16 protein-coding genes and 1 pseudogene are annotated in these 18,682 nt (G+C 37.1%); 6 read left to right on the top strand and 11 right to left on the bottom strand.

Annotated elements, in window-relative coordinates; genetic code table 11:
* Positions 1-67: 67 nt before the first annotated feature.
* Both MF1_RS00825 and MF1_RS00820 read right to left on the bottom strand, forming a co-directional pair.
* Positions 68-1,639 (bottom strand): phospholipase D family protein, encoded by a 1,572-nt coding sequence (locus tag MF1_RS00825; RefSeq protein WP_161510249.1) that lies wholly within the window; start codon positions 1,637-1,639, stop codon positions 68-70.
* Between the two features lie 429 nt (positions 1,640-2,068).
* On the bottom strand, positions 2,069-3,454 hold the full coding sequence (locus MF1_RS00820; RefSeq protein WP_011178985.1) for a sigma-54-dependent transcriptional regulator: 1,386 nt from the start codon (positions 3,452-3,454) through the stop codon (positions 2,069-2,071).
* Between the two features lie 251 nt (positions 3,455-3,705).
* On the opposite strand from MF1_RS00820, the gene omp10 reads away from it, so the two are divergent.
* Positions 3,706-4,065 carry an outer membrane lipoprotein Omp10 gene (omp10, locus tag MF1_RS00815; RefSeq protein ID WP_042995543.1) on the top strand — a complete coding sequence of 120 codons (360 nt, stop codon included), beginning with the start codon at positions 3,706-3,708 and terminating at the stop codon, positions 4,063-4,065.
* A 286-nt stretch (positions 4,066-4,351) separates the two neighbouring features.
* Here the strand turns inward: omp10 and MF1_RS00810 are convergent, their stop codons facing one another.
* Positions 4,352-5,347, bottom strand: a complete 996-nt coding sequence (locus MF1_RS00810; RefSeq protein WP_161510248.1) for a KpsF/GutQ family sugar-phosphate isomerase — start codon at positions 5,345-5,347, stop codon at positions 4,352-4,354.
* A 39-nt stretch (positions 5,348-5,386) separates the two neighbouring features.
* Positions 5,387-6,277, bottom strand: coding sequence for a UTP--glucose-1-phosphate uridylyltransferase (locus MF1_RS00805; RefSeq protein WP_042995279.1), 891 nt, complete (start codon positions 6,275-6,277; stop codon positions 5,387-5,389).
* 268 nt (positions 6,278-6,545) lie between these two features.
* Between MF1_RS00805 and MF1_RS00800 the strand changes: the two genes are divergently transcribed.
* Both MF1_RS00800 and MF1_RS00795 read left to right on the top strand, forming a co-directional pair.
* A complete protein-coding gene (locus MF1_RS00800; RefSeq protein WP_161510247.1) occupies positions 6,546-7,802 on the top strand; it encodes a lytic murein transglycosylase in 1,257 nt (418 codons plus the stop codon).
* Between the two features lie 69 nt (positions 7,803-7,871).
* The gene (locus MF1_RS00795; protein WP_161510748.1) at positions 7,872-8,882 is read left to right on the top strand and encodes an SGNH/GDSL hydrolase family protein; all 1,011 of its coding nucleotides are present in this window, start codon (positions 7,872-7,874) and stop codon (positions 8,880-8,882) included.
* A 358-nt stretch (positions 8,883-9,240) separates the two neighbouring features.
* Here the strand turns inward: MF1_RS00795 and MF1_RS07035 are convergent, their stop codons facing one another.
* The 3 genes and pseudogenes from MF1_RS07035 to MF1_RS06725 all read right to left on the bottom strand — a co-directional run bounded on the left by MF1_RS07035 (position 9,241) and on the right by MF1_RS06725 (position 10,686).
* Positions 9,241-9,441 carry a hypothetical protein gene (locus MF1_RS07035; RefSeq protein WP_280178046.1) on the bottom strand — a complete coding sequence of 67 codons (201 nt, stop codon included), beginning with the start codon at positions 9,439-9,441 and terminating at the stop codon, positions 9,241-9,243.
* 107 nt (positions 9,442-9,548) lie between these two features.
* Positions 9,549-10,221, bottom strand: a pseudogene (locus tag MF1_RS07030) (M3 family metallopeptidase).
* Between the two features lie 234 nt (positions 10,222-10,455).
* Positions 10,456-10,686 carry a hypothetical protein gene (locus tag MF1_RS06725; RefSeq protein ID WP_244614189.1) on the bottom strand — a complete coding sequence of 77 codons (231 nt, stop codon included), beginning with the start codon at positions 10,684-10,686 and terminating at the stop codon, positions 10,456-10,458.
* A gap of 736 nt (positions 10,687-11,422) precedes the next feature.
* Here MF1_RS06725 and mgtE point away from each other — a divergent pair.
* The 3 genes from mgtE to ppa all read left to right on the top strand — a co-directional run bounded on the left by mgtE (position 11,423) and on the right by ppa (position 16,467).
* On the top strand, positions 11,423-12,799 hold the full coding sequence (gene mgtE / locus MF1_RS00785; RefSeq protein ID WP_014923690.1) for a magnesium transporter: 1,377 nt from the start codon (positions 11,423-11,425) through the stop codon (positions 12,797-12,799).
* Positions 12,800-14,040: 1,241 nt separating this feature from the next.
* Positions 14,041-15,867: a translational GTPase TypA gene (typA, locus tag MF1_RS00780; protein WP_042995278.1), complete on the top strand. Its 1,827-nt coding sequence runs from the start codon at positions 14,041-14,043 to the stop codon at positions 15,865-15,867.
* Positions 15,868-15,936: 69 nt separating this feature from the next.
* A complete protein-coding gene (ppa, locus tag MF1_RS00775; protein WP_014923688.1) occupies positions 15,937-16,467 on the top strand; it encodes an inorganic diphosphatase in 531 nt (176 codons plus the stop codon).
* A 14-nt stretch (positions 16,468-16,481) separates the two neighbouring features.
* On the opposite strand, the gene MF1_RS00770 is transcribed toward ppa, so the two are convergent.
* From MF1_RS00770 to MF1_RS00755, 4 genes are all read right to left on the bottom strand, one after another.
* Positions 16,482-16,826 (bottom strand): DUF167 domain-containing protein, encoded by a 345-nt coding sequence (locus tag MF1_RS00770; protein ID WP_011178976.1) that lies wholly within the window; start codon positions 16,824-16,826, stop codon positions 16,482-16,484.
* 24 nt (positions 16,827-16,850) lie between these two features.
* Positions 16,851-17,144 (bottom strand): YggT family protein, encoded by a 294-nt coding sequence (locus tag MF1_RS00765; RefSeq protein WP_014923687.1) that lies wholly within the window; start codon positions 17,142-17,144, stop codon positions 16,851-16,853.
* Positions 17,145-17,478: 334 nt separating this feature from the next.
* Positions 17,479-18,039: an invasion associated locus B family protein gene (locus MF1_RS00760; protein ID WP_161510246.1), complete on the bottom strand. Its 561-nt coding sequence runs from the start codon at positions 18,037-18,039 to the stop codon at positions 17,479-17,481.
* 111 nt (positions 18,040-18,150) lie between these two features.
* Positions 18,151-18,672 carry an RNA pyrophosphohydrolase gene (locus MF1_RS00755; RefSeq protein WP_014923685.1) on the bottom strand — a complete coding sequence of 174 codons (522 nt, stop codon included), beginning with the start codon at positions 18,670-18,672 and terminating at the stop codon, positions 18,151-18,153.
* Positions 18,673-18,682 lie beyond the last annotated feature (10 nt).

The raw sequence follows: 18,682 nt of genomic DNA, 5'->3' as shown, positions 1-18,682 counted from the left end.
TTATGCCATGCTATAAAAAAAATGAAAAGAAAAATAAAAATAATTTTTTAATTATGGTTTATAAAATCTACAATTGTGATTCAATGGGCAACCAACTTATTATTCTTGTAAAGGCACGACGCCAAAAGTTGCTTTCTGGCTCATAATCAATGCTGTATTGCTTTTCGTTTTCAATAAAATCCCAATAAATGCGGTTGTTATTATCAAGACGGAGATTATAACTCATTTCACCGGTCGTTTCTTCAGAAAAAAGCAAATCTAACCTCGCTGTAATCGGTGCACATTCAAAAAGAATGCCCATTTCCGTATTCAACGCAGCTGACCGAGGATCAAAATTTAAAGATCCAATAAAAGCAGTTTTACGATCAACCAAAAAAGCTTTAGTATGTAAACTGGCCTTACTTGATCGAAACAATCGCAACCCATGCATGTTTCCATCCGGCTTTAACTCATAGAGCTTAACACCACTTTTCAAAAGCGCTTTACGATATGGTACATAACCACCATGCACGAGTGCCACATCGGTAGCTGCTAAGGAATTTGTAAGAATTTTAACATCAACACCTTTTGAAACTAAATTTCTAAAACTCTGCGTACCGACCTTACCAGGAACAAAATAAGGTGATGTAATTTGAACAGTTTTTTGGGCATCTCCAATAACCTGTGAAAGTGCTTTCATAAGCCAATTTCCAGCTTTTTTGCGCAATGCTTTCTCCGGAGGATCAGAAAGAACAACAACTTTATCTGCTAAAAATAATCGCTTTCCTGTTTGAATAAAACAGTCAAAATTAATATGCTCCTTAACATAATCCAGATAAACCTTTGCAACCTTGGAATCACGAAATTTTCGTAATTTCTCCTTCCAATAACCAAGGTCGCTTGTACTTTTAGGAACAACCAAAGTATGAATTGGTAAAACTACAGCGCTATTCCAAAAGTCATCAAAGATGGTTTCCACCTTTTTAACCGATGGACCAATTAACATCAAATCTAAATCTCGAAAATGTGATTCTTCACCAGCGTCAAAATAAGAATCTGCAAGATTGCGTCCTCCTACAAAAGCCACTCGGCCATCCACAATAAAAGCTTTATTATGCATTCTGCGTGTTACAGTAATTGCCCGTAATATAATCTCTAAACCACGGCGTAAACCACCCTTACGTGATCGCCCTGGATTAAACATTCTCACCTCAATACGAGGATGTTTATCCAGCGCAATATAAGCTGGATCACGTGCCTGAGCATTAATATCATCTAAAAGAAGGCGCACCCGAACACCACGATCAGCTGCCTCCACTATTTCACTTAATAATAAGCGCCCTGTTAAATCATCATTCCAAATATAATACATTAGATCAAGACTACGCCCAGCCTGTGCTGCTCCTATCGCACGAACACAAAATGCATCCAAATTGCTAATGATGAGTGAAAGAGCATCTTTATCAACCCCCAATCCATCCGTTTCCTCCGCCAATTGACTTATTATACGGTCAAGCTTGGTTTCATCTTTCTTAACAGTCAATGCATAAGAACACTCCCCCCGAGCATTTTTAACAAAACGTCCATATGTATAGATCGCTAACATAGACGCAATAAAAAAAAATATGATAAAACTGATAACAATCTGTAGCAGAGTCAAAGAGAATCAACTTTCCATTTTTAAGCCATTGCACCACCCTAGATAGGAACCACAATAACTAAAACCAATAAAATCAATGATTCTAACCTAATGGTGTAATAAATAGAATGCCACCTTTTGCTTAAAAGAATATAAACCCAACATAAACGACTCTAGACTTTTAGCTTCAATGCTAAAAAGCCTGAAAGTGATCCTTTTAAGTGCGGACCTAACTAAAGTCATGAAAATTGAAACAAGAAGAGAAAGCTGAAAATGATTTTAGCAAACAAAATCCATACTTACTTGATTTTATAAAATTATTCTTAATATCTAAACTCTGCAATAAACGCTATTCCTTTTAAAACCTCAAATCCCCCACTGCTTTCACCAAAAGCTCCTACAGTTTTTCTGAAAACCATACTTTTTATGAATGGAAATTTGTCATGAATTTTACTTCCGTTCTTGACTGTTTATCGCTTTCAATCCCTCTATTTTGCGATAAAGTGTAGAGCGCCCTATACGAAGACGGCGAGCAATCTCACTCATATGTCCCTTATAATGCTTAACCGCTTTTTCAATAATATCACGTTCCATCTCAGCAAAAGTACGAACATGCCCAGCAGCATCCAAAAATTTTACCGATTCTTGTTCATGATCCTCTTGTATATTACTCTCGATGATATTTGGAACACTCATTAATGAATTTCCCATTAATTGTGGGAAGTCTCGAACAGTTAACAATGGTCCTTCGCTGAGCAAAATCGCACGAAATAAAAAATTCTCAAGTTCACCCCGATTACCAGGCCAATCATACTGCATAAGCAATGAAAGAGCTGATCCTGCTAAACCATGTACATGCGATCGCCCTGTTTCCGTAATAATGCGATCAATCAAACGTTGCGTAAGATCTGGAAAATCATCCCTCAATTCTCGTAAAGCCGGAACGCTTATAGATAATTGAGAAAACTGTTCAAACAAACTACGCAAAAAAAAGTCTTCTTTAACGAGATCCATCAACCGAGACGTTGAAATAGCAATAATCCGAAAAGGAAAAACTTTGTTCTTTGTAACCTTTTCTCTTTCTTTAAGGTAATGGGCAAAACGCTTTTGCTGTATGGGCTCAAGTCGATCAACATCACAAAGGCAAAGTGTCCCTTTTTCAAGGGAAGAAACCAGTGGTAAAAATTCTTTAAACCACTGGCGATTTTCTTCTTCTGGATCAACGATAGCTGAACATTGAAAGCGAATAAAAGCTCCCTCAGATAACAAACCCTCATGATGAATAATACGGGCTAATGTTTCACGACCAGTTCCTACTTCACCTTCTATCAAAAGATTCTGTAAAGAAGCCGCTGCTCTTTTCGATTGCTCTAAAACTATCTGCATCGATCTACTTTTTATGTAGAGATCAGAAAATCGCAAATGATTCTCATCTTTTCGCCGAATATAACGGACCTCACGCTCCAATGCAGAGATGAGAGCAAGAGTATCCAAAGTGATCCTCAACCGCAGTAATGTAACTGGATGAATCCAATAATCAACAGCTCCCGCTGTTAAAGCTTTCTGGAGTAACTCTTGATTTTCTTGTTGTGCTATCACAACAATAGGCACAGCAACACCAGCAACTCTAATCATTTTAATCAAATCACCCACACTCAAATCACTCATGACAATATCAAGGAGTGCAAGCACAATATTTTTACGTCTGTGTAAAAGATCAATCGTACGGAGGCTATTTTCTGCTTCAATGACACGGTAACCAAAACCTCGGAGCATAGCAGAAAGCTCTATACGCTTCCCATAATCTTCACTCGCAACAAGAATCGGCCCAACCATAATTTAATAATCTCCTCTGAGATTACTAACCAGCTTAATATAAGAATTGTTGTAAACCATAAGAAATATTTCACCTCTTGTGTTTCACATATGAATTGTATCAAGCTGCTAATTAAATACAACATTAAGGCATTTTTTTCCATTTTTTTGCTTTTTCATTGATTTTCATCAAATTTTTTATATTGACTCATGAAGTAATTTAACAATGTTATAGAATCTAAAAGAGCAGAGAACATAAATAGATGAAAAAAATGAAACACACCTGCCGTATTTTATGTCTTACAATCACCGCTTTGGCATTAGGTGCCTGTGGCTTCTCACAATATTATGGCCCAAATATGCCGGCTGGAATTGACGGTAAATGGATTGATGAAAACGGTATTATTTCTTCTTTCCACGATGGTGTTTTTGAAACGCGAGCAGCAGATACCGAAGAAAAACTATCAGAAGGCACATATAATTATATCAGTGCTCAACACATAGAAATTGAAATACGCTCCATTCTCCGTGGAACAATATCTAACGTCAGTTGTACGATATCGCATGACGCAACACAACTTCTCTGCACATCACAGACAGGATCACAATTTTTTCTTAAGCGAAAATTTTAAATAGAATAAAAGCCAAGGCTTTTCTTAAAAACACAGAGAGCATAGCATAACAAGAAGAGAAAAAATCTCTCCTTCTGATGGGAGTCTCTTCTAAGATACACAGACACCGTGATAAGCTCATCTGTCAACGTAATTTGCATTACACTATGGGAATCCGTAAAATATTTATCTTCTTCAAAAGGTACCTCAATAAAGCTGCCTCCCAGACTCCCAGAAAGAATTTCGTCTTTTTATGCTGAACTTCTTACCCAAAACAAACTTTTATCTGAAATAGATATTTTTTAACCTAAGCAACACCAATACGCAAAAGATCGTGAAAATGAACAATTCCTAATGGTTTCTTATCCTCAACCACGAAAAAGGCACCAATATGGTGATCATTAATAAAAGCTGTCGCAGCACCAACCAGTGTATTCGGCTCGACAATTTTTGGATCTTTTGTCATCACCTCATCAACATTAAATTTTGATAAGTTAAAGTGAATATTGCGTGCAAGATCACCATCGGTCACAATCCCAATTAATTCACCTCTTTGATTCACAACACCAACACAACCAAAATGTTTCGCAACCAAAACATTCATAGCTTCAGTCATGGTTGTACCTTGCACCACCAAAGGAATACTATCACCCACGTGCATAATATCACGCACGTATTTAAGGTGTGCACCAAGAGAACCACCAGGATGGTAAATTTTGAAATCCGTTGCAGTAAAGCCACGCATTTCTAAAAGAGCAACAGCTAATGCATCTCCCATCGCCAATTGCACAACTGTTGAAGTTGTAGGAGCAAGCCCGTGGGGACAAGCCTCTTCTATCTTTGGCAATAAGAGTACAACATCAGCTTGTCGTGCTAATACAGAGTGCTCACCCGATGTCATTGCGATAAGTGGTGTGCGAAAACGTGCAGCATGGTTTATAATGCCATTTAATTCCAAGGTTTCGCCTGACCATGATAAGGCAAGAATGACATTGTCAGATCCTATCATACCAAGATCACCATGATTAGCTTCTGCAGCGTGTACAAAAAAAGCAGGTGTCCCTGTTGAAGCTAAGGTTGCAGCAATTTTTGTACCTATATGACCACTCTTCCCAAGACCAGTAATCACCACATGACCATTGGCATTTTTGATGGTTTGAACAGCAACTTCAAAAGAGGAAGAAAGGTTTCCAAGAAGAGCTGCTTCAAGAGCTTCAAGCCCCTGTTTTTCACTCGCAAGTGTTTTAAGCGCCGATGTAACAGCGCTTTGAAAACCTAACATACTAGAAGACTGTATTGTCATGATCAAATTTGATAAATGAAATTGAATGAGAGATCTATATCATTTTCCCACTTTAATGGTTTCTAGTAAATTTTTCAATGAAGCAGAAATTTGGCTATGCATATCAGCGCGTGCTAAAGAAAATGCAACATTGGCTTCAATAAAACCGGCTTTTGAACCACAATCAAAAGTGCGCCCCTCTAACTGGAAGCCAAAGAAATCTTGCTCATTTGAAAGCCGCATCATTGCATCTGTTAACTGAATTTCGTTTTCTGCTCCTCGTTCTTGATTGGAGAGAATATTAAAAATTTCTGGTTGCAAGATGTAACGTCCATTGATGTACAAATTCGATGGAGCTGTTCCTTTTGTTGGTTTTTCTACCATTTTTGTGATTTCAAAACCATTTGCAATCTGTTTGCCTTTTCCAACAATACCATATTTATGCGCTTGTGCAGGATCGCACTCCTGAACGGCGATAATATTGCCACCACCGGTTTTCTCATAAAGATTAATCATCTCAGAAAGGCACCCCTTTTTAGCTTGCATCAGCATATCGGGTAACAACAAAGCAAAAGGTTCCCCCTCAACTAATTCACGTGCGCACCAAAGAGCATGTCCTAGCCCCAAAGGTTGCTGTTGCCGCGTAAAAGAAGTCGTTCCTGGTGGAGGTTGTAAACCGTGTAAATGCTCAAGTTCTTCTCTTTTGCCACGTTCGGCAAGGATTGTATATAACTCAACTTGCACATCAAAATAATCCTCAAGGACTACTTTATTACGCCCAGTAACAAAAATAAAATGTTCAATACCAGCTTCACGTGCTTCATCTACAACATATTGAATAACGGGCTTATCAACAACAGTTAGCATTTCTTTAGGAATTGTTTTTGTTGCAGGAAGAAAACGTGTACCAAGACCAGCTACAGGAAATACTGCTTTCCGAATTTTACGCACTTTTACCCCTCCTGATTTACCGTATAGCATCCTGACTTTATTTAGCATCTGTTTTTACTAAATGGTAAAAAAGATATCTTATTGTTTTCATTGCCAATACAATGGACAGGAAAAAGATGCAAGAGTATGATAGTTTATTGAGAGCATCTCCTCAAAACAAATCATCTGTTTCAGCCTTTCTCATTCGCTTGATAACATTATTAATTAAACCAAGGACAAAATGAAGTTATCCCAATAAAAATACTTGAACATTAATGGGAATTTAAAAATGCAAAAAACAGAATTTAAGGCCTTTTTTTCTTCAGCGGAATCAATAAACGTGAGAACTTTTATCATTTGTTCAGTTGCTCTTCTTTCTGCTTTTTTGATGTTTTTTACATCATTTTCACACGCTGATAGCAACTTTAAACGCTGGATTAAAGAATTTAAACAAACAGCCCTCGCCAACAATATTTCATTAGCTACGTTTGATATGACTTTTAGAACCGTCAACACAATTGATCCAGAAGTTTTAGAAAGAGCTGCACATCAGCCAGAATTTGTCGATCCTTCATGGAACTATTTCGACAATCGTGTTCATGATGTTGCAATTGTAGAGGGACGGCGTCAAGCGCAAAAATGGAAAAAATGGCTTCATCAAATTGAGAAACGTTTTGGCGTTGACCACAATATTCTTCTCGCTATTTGGTCAATAGAAAGCAATTATGGAAAAGTTTTAACAAATAAAAGTGTAATACGTGATACCATTCGCTCTCTCGCAACCTTAGCCTATGCTGATAAAAAACGTGCAAAATACGCGCGTGCGCAACTGATTGCCGCTATGAAAATTCTCCAAAGTGGTGAAATTACACGCGCACAACTTATTGGATCTTGGGCCGGTGCAATGGGACAGACGCAATTTATTCCAAGCAGTTATCTCGCTTATGCTATTGACATGGATGAGGATGGACGACGCGATATCTGGTTATCTGTTCCAGACGCCCTTGCAACTGCTGCTAATCTTCTTCATATGAATGGTTGGCAACCTAACCTGCCTTGGGGAGTAGAAGTGAAATTACCTCAGGGAAAAAATCTTCCTAAAGACTGGCATTCCTTTGAACAATGGACAAAACTAGGGGTAAAACATGCAAACGGTCATCCTTTTCCTTCACCGTTTGAGCAAGCAATGTTGAAATATCCAGATGGACTAGAAGGACCTATATTCTTAGTAACAAAAAACTTCTTTGTTATTAAACGCTACAACAATGCAGATCGTTATGCTTTCGCCGTTGCCCTTCTCGCTAATCGCATTGCTGGACACCCTAAGTTGGTTCAAGATTGGAAAAGACCATTTCAACCTCTTACCTTCCAAGAACGTAAAGAACTGCAATCTCGCTTAGCTGCACTTGGTTATTATAAAGGAGAAGTTGATGGCAAAATCGGTACTGGTTCTAGAAAAGCAATTAAAGCTTTTCAGCTGCACCATAGCTTAGAGGTCAATGGAAATCCCTCTCTTCAAGTGCTTTCTCTTCTCCGAAAACAATAATCGGGAGTTAAGATGTTGTCTCATTTCCGCCTTATATATTTGATTTTCCTGGTTTTCTCTCTATTCGCCATGAGTGTCATACAACCATCCCCAAGTAAAGCGACGAACTTCTTTAAATGGTTGCTCCAGCATAACAAACAAGAGCAACAACCACCACAAATTATCGAACAAAAAATACACAAACAACCCAAAAGGATTGTATTACAAAAAACCACACAAAAGCCAAAAAAAGAGAACGCAAAGCGCATTCTTGTTATAGGAGACTTTGTAGCTTCTGCTGTTGCTGATGCACTCAAGAATCTTTTTACTGATAATACCGATATCATCATCATAAATAATACAATGCCGGATTCGGGCTTAATCCGAACTGATCACACTTCTTGGGAAAGCAATATTACTGAACTCATTGATAAAAACAAACCTGATGCTATTGTCATAGTGATAGGTGCAAATGATAATGAACCAATCATAACACCGCACGGCATAGTCAGTACGATTCATCCAGCATGGCTAAACATCTACAAACAAAGAATTATCGAAATTGCTAAAAGCCTTCGCAATTCAGGAAAACCATGGATATGGGTGGGGCAACCTGCTTTTAGAAATGATAATTTGACACAAAAAATGAAAATTTTTAATGAACTCTACAAGCAAGAAACAGAAGTAGCAGGAGGATATTTCCTGGATATCTGGAACGGATTTATTGATGAACAAGGTCAATTTTCTTTATCAGGCTATGACGTTAATGGAAAAACAACCAAATTACGCACCAATAACGGCATTAACTTCACCTTTAAAGGCAAACAAAAACTTGCTTTTTATTTAGAAAAACCATTGAAAAATATTTTAAATTTTTATCCATCACCCCATAAAAATATACATCTCACTCATACGAATACTTCACAAATTATGGCACAAGAACCAGATAATATTGTGCGACAACCTCCAATGAGCCTCAATGACATAGCACAACAAAATACCCGCTTACTAAATAAAATAGAGCCAAGTCTCATAAAAAAATCGTGGTGCCCTCCAAATGGATATCAAAGAGATCGAGCTGATAATTTTTCTTTCCCATGATGTCTTAAAAAGATAGAGTCTTATTTTCTTAATAAACCAAGAGCAAAATAAAAAGTCTATTTTACATGGTCATTAACGAATCCAGAACCCGCGCAAATCTCAGCCGTAAAAATGAATATAAACGATAAACGGTATAGCACGTACTATACCGTCGTTATACTTTACAGCCCACGTTTTTAATCATCGCTTCTGGTGAAGGCAGCTATCCCCGAAAAGCTTTATATAACTCCTCTGGATTCCGGTTTCCTCTAGCAGAATAGATAAAACACTTTAATCGATCAGCGAGCTGTGAATTAAAAACATCACCTGTTTCTTCAAAAACCTGAAACGTATCGGTATCCAACACCTCTGACCACATCTAAGAATAATAACCAGCAGCATAACCATCACCTGAAAATATATGCGTAAAATGTGGAGGACGATGACGCATGATAATTGTATCAGGCATTTGCAACTTTTCTAATTCCTGATGCTCAAACATTGTTGGCTCAGTTACCGTTTCTCCTTGATAAAAAGCTATATCTACTAGAGCCGATGAGATAAATTCAACTGCAAACAAACCAGCATTAAATGTCTGTGCTGATAAAATTTATCCATCAATATTTGCCGGCATTGGAAGCCCTGTTTTTGCATGCGCAGCATAAGATTGTAATATCTCTGGTACGATTACCAATGTTCATAAAATTGAGAAGGAAGCTCAACAAAATCACGCGAAACCGACGTTCCAACTACAGATAGCCACGTTACATCAGAAAGCAAACTGTGCAATGGCACGACCAAATTCGTGGAAAAGCGTACGCGCATCCTCAAGATAAAAGAGCAATTTTCCCCTTTGGGTAGTTTAGCAAAATTACAAATATTATAGAACAGGTTTTTGCCCGCCATCCAATTTATGCTGCGATTGTAGTCTACTCATCCATGCACCAGATTGCTTTGAAGAGCGCGTAAAATAATCGCCAATAAAATGCCCAAGCAGACTTCCATCAGATTTCTTTATTTCCCACAAACGTGCATCAGGATGCAAAAATACAACAGCGTTTTTTTCTTCAAATGAAATCCTAAAGAGTTTTTCTGCCACTGTAAAGGCTGCTTCTCAATCATATGATCAAGCTGAAAATAATATTTAACGGCTTCGTCGAAAAAAATTTTCAGCGCGAAGTTTTTCAGCATAATAACGCCAATCCCAAGCTTTTAAAGATTCATTGCTTCCCTGACTTTTTGCAAAATTTTGCAATTCGACCTGTTCACTAGCAGCCTTCGCTCGTGCCCGTTCCCGTAGAGGTGTAAGCAAATCCATAACTGCATCAATACTCTTCATCATGGCATTATCAAGTTTCAAATCTGCAAAGAATTTATACCCTAGTAATTTAGCCTGCTCATCTCGAAGCCAACAATCTCTAAAATAATTCCTCGATTATCATTCTCGTTATTATTTTCACCACGTTTAGACCAAACTTGAAACGCTCTCTCACACAAATCGCAACGACGAGAAAATTTCAAAAAGGGTTCAAAAACTGAGTGCACTAATACAATACATAAGCCCCCGCATTACCTCTTTCGTGTGCAATTTTCTTCATTGAAACAATGAGATTACCAACAAACCCAATAAATCTGTTTGTTTTAAAAATAAAATCCACTCAACTTCATCTTTTAAGACATGCTGACCAAAAATATCCCCTAAAAAAGCAAGTTTTTCGTTAATTTCAACAAATCGTTTTTTACCTTTTTCATCAAGTTTTGCATCACTACAAACAAACTTTTTCCACCATAATTCAAGTACACGTGTTGTTTCACTGTCATACATGCCCTGTTGCGACTGTTTAAAACATATTATCTATTTTTCACAAATATCCTCGCATCCATCATAATTTTCGAAGAATAACGAGAAAGTTTCACAATAAATTCCTGTTTTAACTGCTGGATCAAGGCATTACTATGAGCACCTGTACACAAGAAAAATATTGAACATACACAATTAAGTGCTTTGCCCGAAAGCTCAAAAGGTTGCAAAAAATTCTCAAGCATTGGTGCTTCTTGCACCGTTGCAATCGTCTCTAATTCTTCTTCTGCTTCTTGAAAAGCTTATTCAAAAGCGGATTTAAAATCTTCATCCCTTATTAAAGAAAAATCAGGAAGCCCCGAAAATCCCTTCTAGTCCTCCAGCACTGCTGCTTTTGTCACGATACTTTCTATCTTCATTATAAATTTAAGGTATAATAATTATCTTTATGATATACATTGATAATACACTAAAATTATCTCGTGTTCTTAAAAAATGCCTTTCAAATCTATATTTTAGGAAAAAAATAAAGAATGTTTTTGTATCAGGAAGAGAGAAACAAAAATGAAAAATCCTTGATACCTGAATTCATGAAATTGTTTATAACCTGTAATCTACTCTTGATTTTATTTCAAATATTAACAATTGGAGATATAATTGAAAGGTCTTTCTTCTTAAATCTTCCATAACTTTTGTTTTACCCTACTACTACTATATATCTGGATTAATAATTCTCCAATCCTTCGGAAGGTACTTTATCATGACTGAAATCAGAACGACCTTCGACTTCAAAAATTCTTCCCCTGAAGTTCTCGCCGAAGAATTAAAAACCCATCACTTTGCTGACTCGATTGATATCATCAATGATCTCGATATCATGGAACGTGTAGCTATTCTTAGTCTTTTACCTCTTGATTATGTCATTGAACTTTTTGACAAACCAGAACTTGAACAACCAGCAGCTATTCTTGAACTTCTCCCTATAAACCGCTCTGTTGAAATTCTTGACGGTATGTCTGCAGATGCTGCTGCAGATGTCTTTCAAGAAATGGATACAGAAACCCGCACGCGGCTTTATGCATTGCTCAAACCCTTAACACGCGCTGAACTAAAAAAACTTACCAGTTACCCTGATCATACAGCGGGTGCACTGATGACAACAGAGTTCATAGCTGTTCCCGCAAACTGGACTGTAAAAAAAACTTTGAATCACATCCGTGATGTCGAACAAACGCGTGAAACAGTTTATACAAGCTATGTTATCGACCCCAAAACGGGCACTCTTCTCAAAGCTGTCTCACTGCGTAATCTCATCCTTGCTTCACCTGATGATCAAATTCTAAACGTCTCTACACATGACACACCCATTACAATATCCCCCTTCACACATCATGAAGACATCGCTCGCCTTTTTCAGCGCCATGATCTTCTCTCTGTACCGGTTATTGACGACAGAAATCATGTCATTGGTATTGTGACAGTCGACGATGTACTTGATACAATGGTTGATGAAATGAGTGAAGATGCCTATAAATTCGGAGGGATGGAAGCACTCAATAAACCCTATATGCAGATCAATTTTCTTGGGATGATGAAAAAACGTGGAGGCTGGCTTGCCTTACTCTTTGTCGGGGAAATGTTGACAGCCAGCGCTATGCAATATTTCGAAGCAGAACTTGAGAAAGCTATTATCCTTACACTTTTCATTCCTCTCATTATGAGTTCAGGAGGAAATTCTGGCTCACAGGCTACATCTCTTATTATTCGTGCATTAGCTTTACGTGAACTCACGCTTAAAGACTGGTGGAAAGTTATCATCCGTGAAATTCCAACAGGGCTGTCTCTTGGTTTCTTACTCGGAATCATTGGAATTATGCGCATTGTTTTCTGGCAACAACTGGGTATCTATGATTATGGAAAACATTGGATTGCTGTTTCCACAACGGTAGGTACTGCTTTGGTCGGGATCGTTACATTCGGTTCATTATCCGGCTCTATGCTTCCTTTTATTCTTAAACGTTTGGGATTTGATCCAGCAAGTGCTTCAGCGCCCCTTGTCGCAACTTTAGTTGATGTCATGGGGATTGTAATCTATTTTTCTGTTGCCTCCTTCATTTTATCTGGAACTCTCCTCTAACACGGAGAAGAAAAAACGCATTTCATGCAATTTAAAATCTCTTCTGTTTGGCAATTGTTAGCAACATATTGATTTTTTTTAAATATAAAACAGCCTTACACATTTTTTAGAAAAAATCTCTTGAAATTGTTATTTCAAATGCTTCTCTTGTTTTGGTTTTTTAGGGAGTGCATTAAATGCTCATAGTAAGTGTGATAATCTTTGATTAATATTTCTAAGCTTGAATAAGGAAGTTTTCGCTAAGTTGCAAAATTTTTCTTGCTCGTGCTATTTTTAGTTCTTGGCTCATTTCACGAATATTTTTATTAGTAACTAGCTTAGATAGTATAAATGGGTTTGTCTCTTCGACACCTAATCTTTCTAGCTGTTTATTGGCATAATTTATACGTCTGATTAAATTTCTTAATTTGGTATTTATTTTTCTCAAAGATGTTATTAAGTTTTAAATTTAGAAAAATTATTTGACGCTTAATAAATTGATAACTTTGCTGATTATGAATAAAGAGATTAAATGACAGGCTTGTTTCTTTCTATTAAGCATTGTTTACAGATTCCTCACTACTAACTAATTCAACGAGGTATCATGTTCTTTTTCCACTTTTGAGTCGGAAAGTAACTATAAAACCTTTGTTTTAAGAAGGTATACCGAATATTTCAAAAATCATTCTAACAGCTGTTACTAGAATATATGAACAATACGTCACCACTGTCTTTGTATAAGTATAAGAAATTTGCAAAATCTGTTATTTTTTCCCTGTTTTTTCATCATCATAGATTAATTAGCGTTTTGCAATTTCATAACAAATAATTTTTATAATTAAATCGCCTTTGTTTTATATTTTGTATGCTACTAAATCTTAGCATTTAACACTCTAACTCAACAAAGAGAATGATGCTTACCTCATTATGAATCAATGCATTGCTGGTAAAGATGTGTTTTTATCTTTGATATTGATTTACAGACAATAATTAAAATACGCATTTTATTATATAAAGAGCAAATGATATTATTTTTTCTCGAGCATATATCCCATATGAAATATTCATACATTAAAAAGTTTTTGGAAAAACTCCTCCAAGCCAAAAGAACATAAAAAAACCTTTGCAAACACTTTTCCATAAAAATATTTCCTCCTCTTTCAAAATTATAAAAAAACATGTAAAATGTTTTGTAATAGCAGGCAAAGGGCGCAAAAGCTTTGCCTTCAATGAAATTTCATGAAACGAAAAGAAGAAAATTTATGCAATTGCGTAACATTGCCATTATTGCCCACGTTGACCATGGGAAAACAACGCTCGTAGACGAACTCCTTAAACAATCAGGAAATTTCCGCGATAATCAGCGTACTAGTGAGCGTATGATGGATTCAAATGATATTGAAAAAGAACGCGGAATTACAATCCTAGCAAAAGTGACATCCGTTGTTTGGAAAGATACCCGAATTAATATTGTTGATACACCAGGTCATGCCGACTTTGGTGGAGAAGTTGAACGTATTTTAAACATGGTAGACGGAGCAATTGTACTTGTTGATGCCGCTGAAGGTCCAATGCCACAAACAAAATTTGTCGTTGGCAAAGCATTGAAAATAGGATTGCACCCTATTGTTGCTATTAATAAAATTGACCGTGCTGATGCACGCACTGATGAAGTCATCAATGAGGTTTTTGACCTTTTCGCGGCTCTTGATGCAACCGATGAACAGCTTGATTTTCCCATTCTCTATGGATCAGGACGCGATGGATGGATGGCTGAAGCTCCAGAAGGACCTAAAGATCAAGGACTAAGTCCTTTGTTTGATCTTGTAACGCGCCATGTCCCTTCTCCTACTGTAGCAGAAGGGCCATTTCGCATGATCGGAACTATTCTTGAAGCAGATCCTTTTCTAGGACGAATTATTACAGGCCGCATTCATTCGGGCACTATTAAACCAAATCAAAGTGTCAAAGTTCTTGGACAAGATGGAAAACTTTTAGAAACTAGGCGCATTTCAAAAATTCTAGCATTTCGCGGGCTGGAACGGCAACCCATTGAAGAAAGTATTGCCGGCGATATTGTAGCAATTGCAGGTCTCCAAAAAGGTACCGTTGCTGATACTTTCTGTGATCCTGCGGTCAATGAACCTCTCATCGCTCAACCAATTGATCCTCCTACTGTTACTATGAGCTTTCTCGTCAATGATAGCCCCTTTGCGGGAACTGAAGGTGATAAAGTAACAAGCCGTCTTATACGTGACCGTTTGTTAAAAGAAGCAGAAGGTAATGTAGCCCTTAAAATTGAAGAAGCAACCGATAAAGATTCTTTCCATGTTTCAGGACGAGGAGAATTACAACTTGCAGTCCTCATCGAAAATATGCGCCGTGAAGGATTTGAGTTTAGTGTTTCACGTCCTCGTGTCGTTATGCAAAAAGATGAAAACGGAATAACTCTTGAACCAATCGAAGAGGTTGTCATCGATGTTGATGAGGAATATTCTGGAACTGTTGTTCAAAAAATGTCCGAACGTAAAGGCGAAATGATTGAATTACGTCCCTCTGGAGGCAACCGTGTACGCCTTGTCTTTTACGCACCAACTCGAGGTCTTATCGGCTATCAATCCGAGCTTTTAACTGATACACGTGGTACAGCAATTATGAATCGCCTCTTCCGCACCTATGAACCTTACAAAGGAGACATTGCTGGTCGTGTCAATGGTGTTATGATTTCAAATGATACTGGTGAATCTGTCGCTTATGCTCTTTTTAATCTTGAAGATCGTGGACCTATAGTGATCGATGCTGGCGTTAAAGTTTATCAGGGTATGATTATTGGCATACACTCACGTGATAACGACTTAGAAGTGAATGTTTTAAAAGGAAAAAAGCTAACCAATATGCGTGCTTCTGGAAAAGATGAAGCCGTAAAACTAACCCCTCCACTTAAAATGACGTTAGAACGCGCTCTATCGTGGATACAAGATGATGAACTTGTAGAAGTAACTCCTAAAAATATTCGTCTCCGCAAACTCTATCTTGACCCAAATGAACGCAAACGTTTTGAAAAAACACGCGCATCAATTTCAAACTAATTTCATAACTTCCTTGATCAAATATTTTATTGTTATTGAGTTTCATCATACCTCTGAAAGGATATTTACATGAATATTAAGGAAATACCCGTTGGTAAAAACCCACCAGAAGATATCAATGTTATTGTAGAAGTCTCTCTCGGTGGTCAACCAATAAAATACGAGATGGACAAAAAATCGGGAGCATTATTTGTTGACCGTTTTCTTCATACATCGATGGTTTATCCAGGAAATTACGGTTTTGTCCCACATACTCTTTCAGATGATGGTGATCCCATTGATGTTCTGATCTGTAACACCCGTCCACTGATTCCTGGTTGTGTTATCAATGTTTGCCCCATCGGGGTCCTTATTATGGAAGATGATGGAGGTAAAGATGAAAAAATTGTTGCTATCCCTACTCCCAAATTAACGCAAAGATATATCAACATTTATGACTATACAGATCTTCCTGAAATTACACTGAAACAAATTGAGCATTTCTTCAAACATTATAAAGATCTGGAGCCTGGAAAATGGGCAAAAATTGAAGGTTGGCGTGATAAAAGTTTTGCACATCAATTGATTAAGCAAGCTATTGAACGCAATAAAGAAATATAACTCTTTCAGAAAAATCAAGCCTGTTTTTTGAGCAGGCTTTCATTTTTGTGCGTAGAGGTATATAAGGATTGTAATATCTCTCCTACCTCTTGTAAATATCCTGAAAAATAAAGCTGCTTGTAGCGCGATGTCTCACCACTTTTAAGAGAAATATAAGAAGATGGAATTTTCCATTGCTTTGCCAAAAATTTAATAAGTGCTTTATTTGCTTTTCCATTTTCAGGAAGGGTGCGAAGACGTATAACCAAACGCTGCTTTCCATCATCCCTGCATTCAACTCCTATTATTTTGTCAACTGAAGCCTTGGGAATAAGGTATACAAACAGAATTATGCCATTCGTATCAACTTGATGAAACATTTTCGTTCACCTAATGTAGTATTTTTAGAAATACATACCCGCATAAGCGTACCACATAAAATTACGAATAAAATAAATAATCAGGAACACTACAATAGGTGAAATATCAATCGCTCCCAAATTTGGTAAAAACCGCCGGATAGGACCTAAAACTGGCTCTGTAACGCGGTACAAAAAACGCCCTACAAAAAAAACAAAACGATTGCGTGTATTTATAATGTTGAATGCATAAAGCCAAGAAAAAATTACATTTGCGATTAAAATATCAATATAAATATTGAAAATCAAATCAATCACCCGAAACAAGGCATAAACCATTCTTCATCTCTCTTTCAATTAAAGAAACAGAAAACCATATATAGGGCATTATTAAAACAAACCCATTTTATATAACAATGGTTCTTTATACTCCAATGTTCCTTTTTCCATGAATAGAAAATCCAAACATCTCAACTTTTTATCTCTCTATTATGGTGGTGAAACCTCACAAAAAAATAGCTGGTCAAAACAAAAGCAATAGCGAACAATTTAAGAAAACCTCAAAAAACTTTGAACATCTCTTATGCAATAATCTTGCCATTTTAGTTATAAGTATGCTGTAAAAACGCTCAAATTAAAAACGGCCTTAAAGGCCGCTTTTTTATTTTTAAGATTATTTTTGCAAAGCAATCAAACGATTAAGTGCATTGCTAAAACCATTCAGCTGAACAAACAAATCATTTAAAGCAGGTTCGCCTGAAGCAGCAATTGTCATAGCTAACTTCAAATGCTTTCCAGCACGTAAAGCCGCTAAATGATTTTTGTCAAAAACCACTGGAACAACGCAACCTGCTGGCACACAAGTCCGAATACCAGTCTCGATAACAGCTTTCCCCTCATCGACTTGTAAACGAACAGGCTTAGAAACCAAAATGCCAAAAGGAACTGTTAAATTGCCAGATACAACACCATCAGCATTGAGACCAACGTTCATAGCTACAACTACACGATTCTGATCATTCACCTCCTGACGGTGCATAAAACAAACTTTTTTCCCATCTTGTATACCGCAGTTAACACTCCACAAACCGTAGGTTTCAGTCAAAGAAGAAGCACCATTTGGCAATGTAGCTATTGCAGATTTGGTTGCAGCTGGCTTTGAATCTGATGCAAATGCCACAGAAGAAATACTCAAAAAGGCAAAAACTATAAGTGAATTAAATAAATTTTTCATTTTATATTCCAGTTCTTTACATAAAAGAGAAATACGCTTATTATTATTTTTTAACAATTATACATAATATAAAAGGCATCTATAAAAAAGCTCTTTGTAATCATATAGCTTTTATAAACACCTAAAGCTACCTCGAAATTCGCTAACAACTTTTCTATAAACATGCTTTTTAAAAGAAATAACGATTGAAGGAAGGGCTTCTAAATCAACCCATTTCCACTGGTCGAATTCTGCCTTATTATCATCCGGTGGCGGATTAGTTGCAATTTCAGAAAGCTTTCCCGTAAACTGAAAAGCAAACCATTTTTGTATTTGTCCACGATATTTATTTTTTAATGTGCACCCAACAAGTTTTTGTGGAAAATCATAATAGAACCAATCTCGCGCTTCCTTAATCAACTTTATAGACCGGATGCCCGTTTCTTCGTAAAGTTCACGACATGCTGCATCTAATGGTTCTTCACCCTCATCAATTCCCCCTTGAGGGAGCTGCCAACGATGAGACATTTCAATATCCGCATGAGCATACTTCGTTAAACGGCGCCCAACCCACACTTTACCCTCATGATTAAATACAACAACCCCAACACATCTTCGATAAGGAAGATTCTTCAAATTAATATCTGTATCCATTTACTTATCC

The organism is Bartonella quintana (assembly GCF_009936175.1).
Classification (GTDB): Bacteria; Pseudomonadota; Alphaproteobacteria; order Rhizobiales; family Rhizobiaceae; genus Bartonella; species Bartonella quintana.
The sequence above is the reverse complement of the archived record's forward strand: the minus strand, read 5'-3'. Positions and strand labels throughout refer to the sequence as shown.

Excerpts from the sequence above, each read along its gene's own strand:
- MF1_RS00820 (WP_011178985.1), bottom strand. The coding sequence starts at position 3,454 with ATGGTTGGGCCGATTCTTGTTGCGAGTGAAGATTATGGGAAGCGTATA.
- omp10 (WP_042995543.1), top strand. The coding sequence starts at position 3,706 with ATGAAACACACCTGCCGTATTTTATGTCTTACAATCACCGCTTTGGCA.
- MF1_RS00810 (WP_161510248.1), bottom strand. The coding sequence starts at position 5,347 with ATGACAATACAGTCTTCTAGTATGTTAGGTTTTCAAAGCGCTGTTACA.
- MF1_RS00800 (WP_161510247.1), top strand. The coding sequence starts at position 6,546 with ATGCAAAAAACAGAATTTAAGGCCTTTTTTTCTTCAGCGGAATCAATA.
- MF1_RS00795 (WP_161510748.1), top strand. The coding sequence starts at position 7,872 with ATGAGTGTCATACAACCATCCCCAAGTAAAGCGACGAACTTCTTTAAA.
- MF1_RS06725 (WP_244614189.1), bottom strand. The coding sequence starts at position 10,686 with ATGTATGACAGTGAAACAACACGTGTACTTGAATTATGGTGGAAAAAG.
- mgtE (WP_014923690.1), top strand. The coding sequence starts at position 11,423 with ATGACTGAAATCAGAACGACCTTCGACTTCAAAAATTCTTCCCCTGAA.
- typA (WP_042995278.1), top strand. The coding sequence starts at position 14,041 with ATGCAATTGCGTAACATTGCCATTATTGCCCACGTTGACCATGGGAAA.
- ppa (WP_014923688.1), top strand. The coding sequence starts at position 15,937 with ATGAATATTAAGGAAATACCCGTTGGTAAAAACCCACCAGAAGATATC.
- MF1_RS00770 (WP_011178976.1), bottom strand. The coding sequence starts at position 16,826 with ATGTTTCATCAAGTTGATACGAATGGCATAATTCTGTTTGTATACCTT.
- MF1_RS00765 (WP_014923687.1), bottom strand. The coding sequence starts at position 17,144 with ATGGTTTATGCCTTGTTTCGGGTGATTGATTTGATTTTCAATATTTAT.
- MF1_RS00760 (WP_161510246.1), bottom strand. The coding sequence starts at position 18,039 with ATGAAAAATTTATTTAATTCACTTATAGTTTTTGCCTTTTTGAGTATT.
- MF1_RS00755 (WP_014923685.1), bottom strand. The coding sequence starts at position 18,672 with ATGGATACAGATATTAATTTGAAGAATCTTCCTTATCGAAGATGTGTT.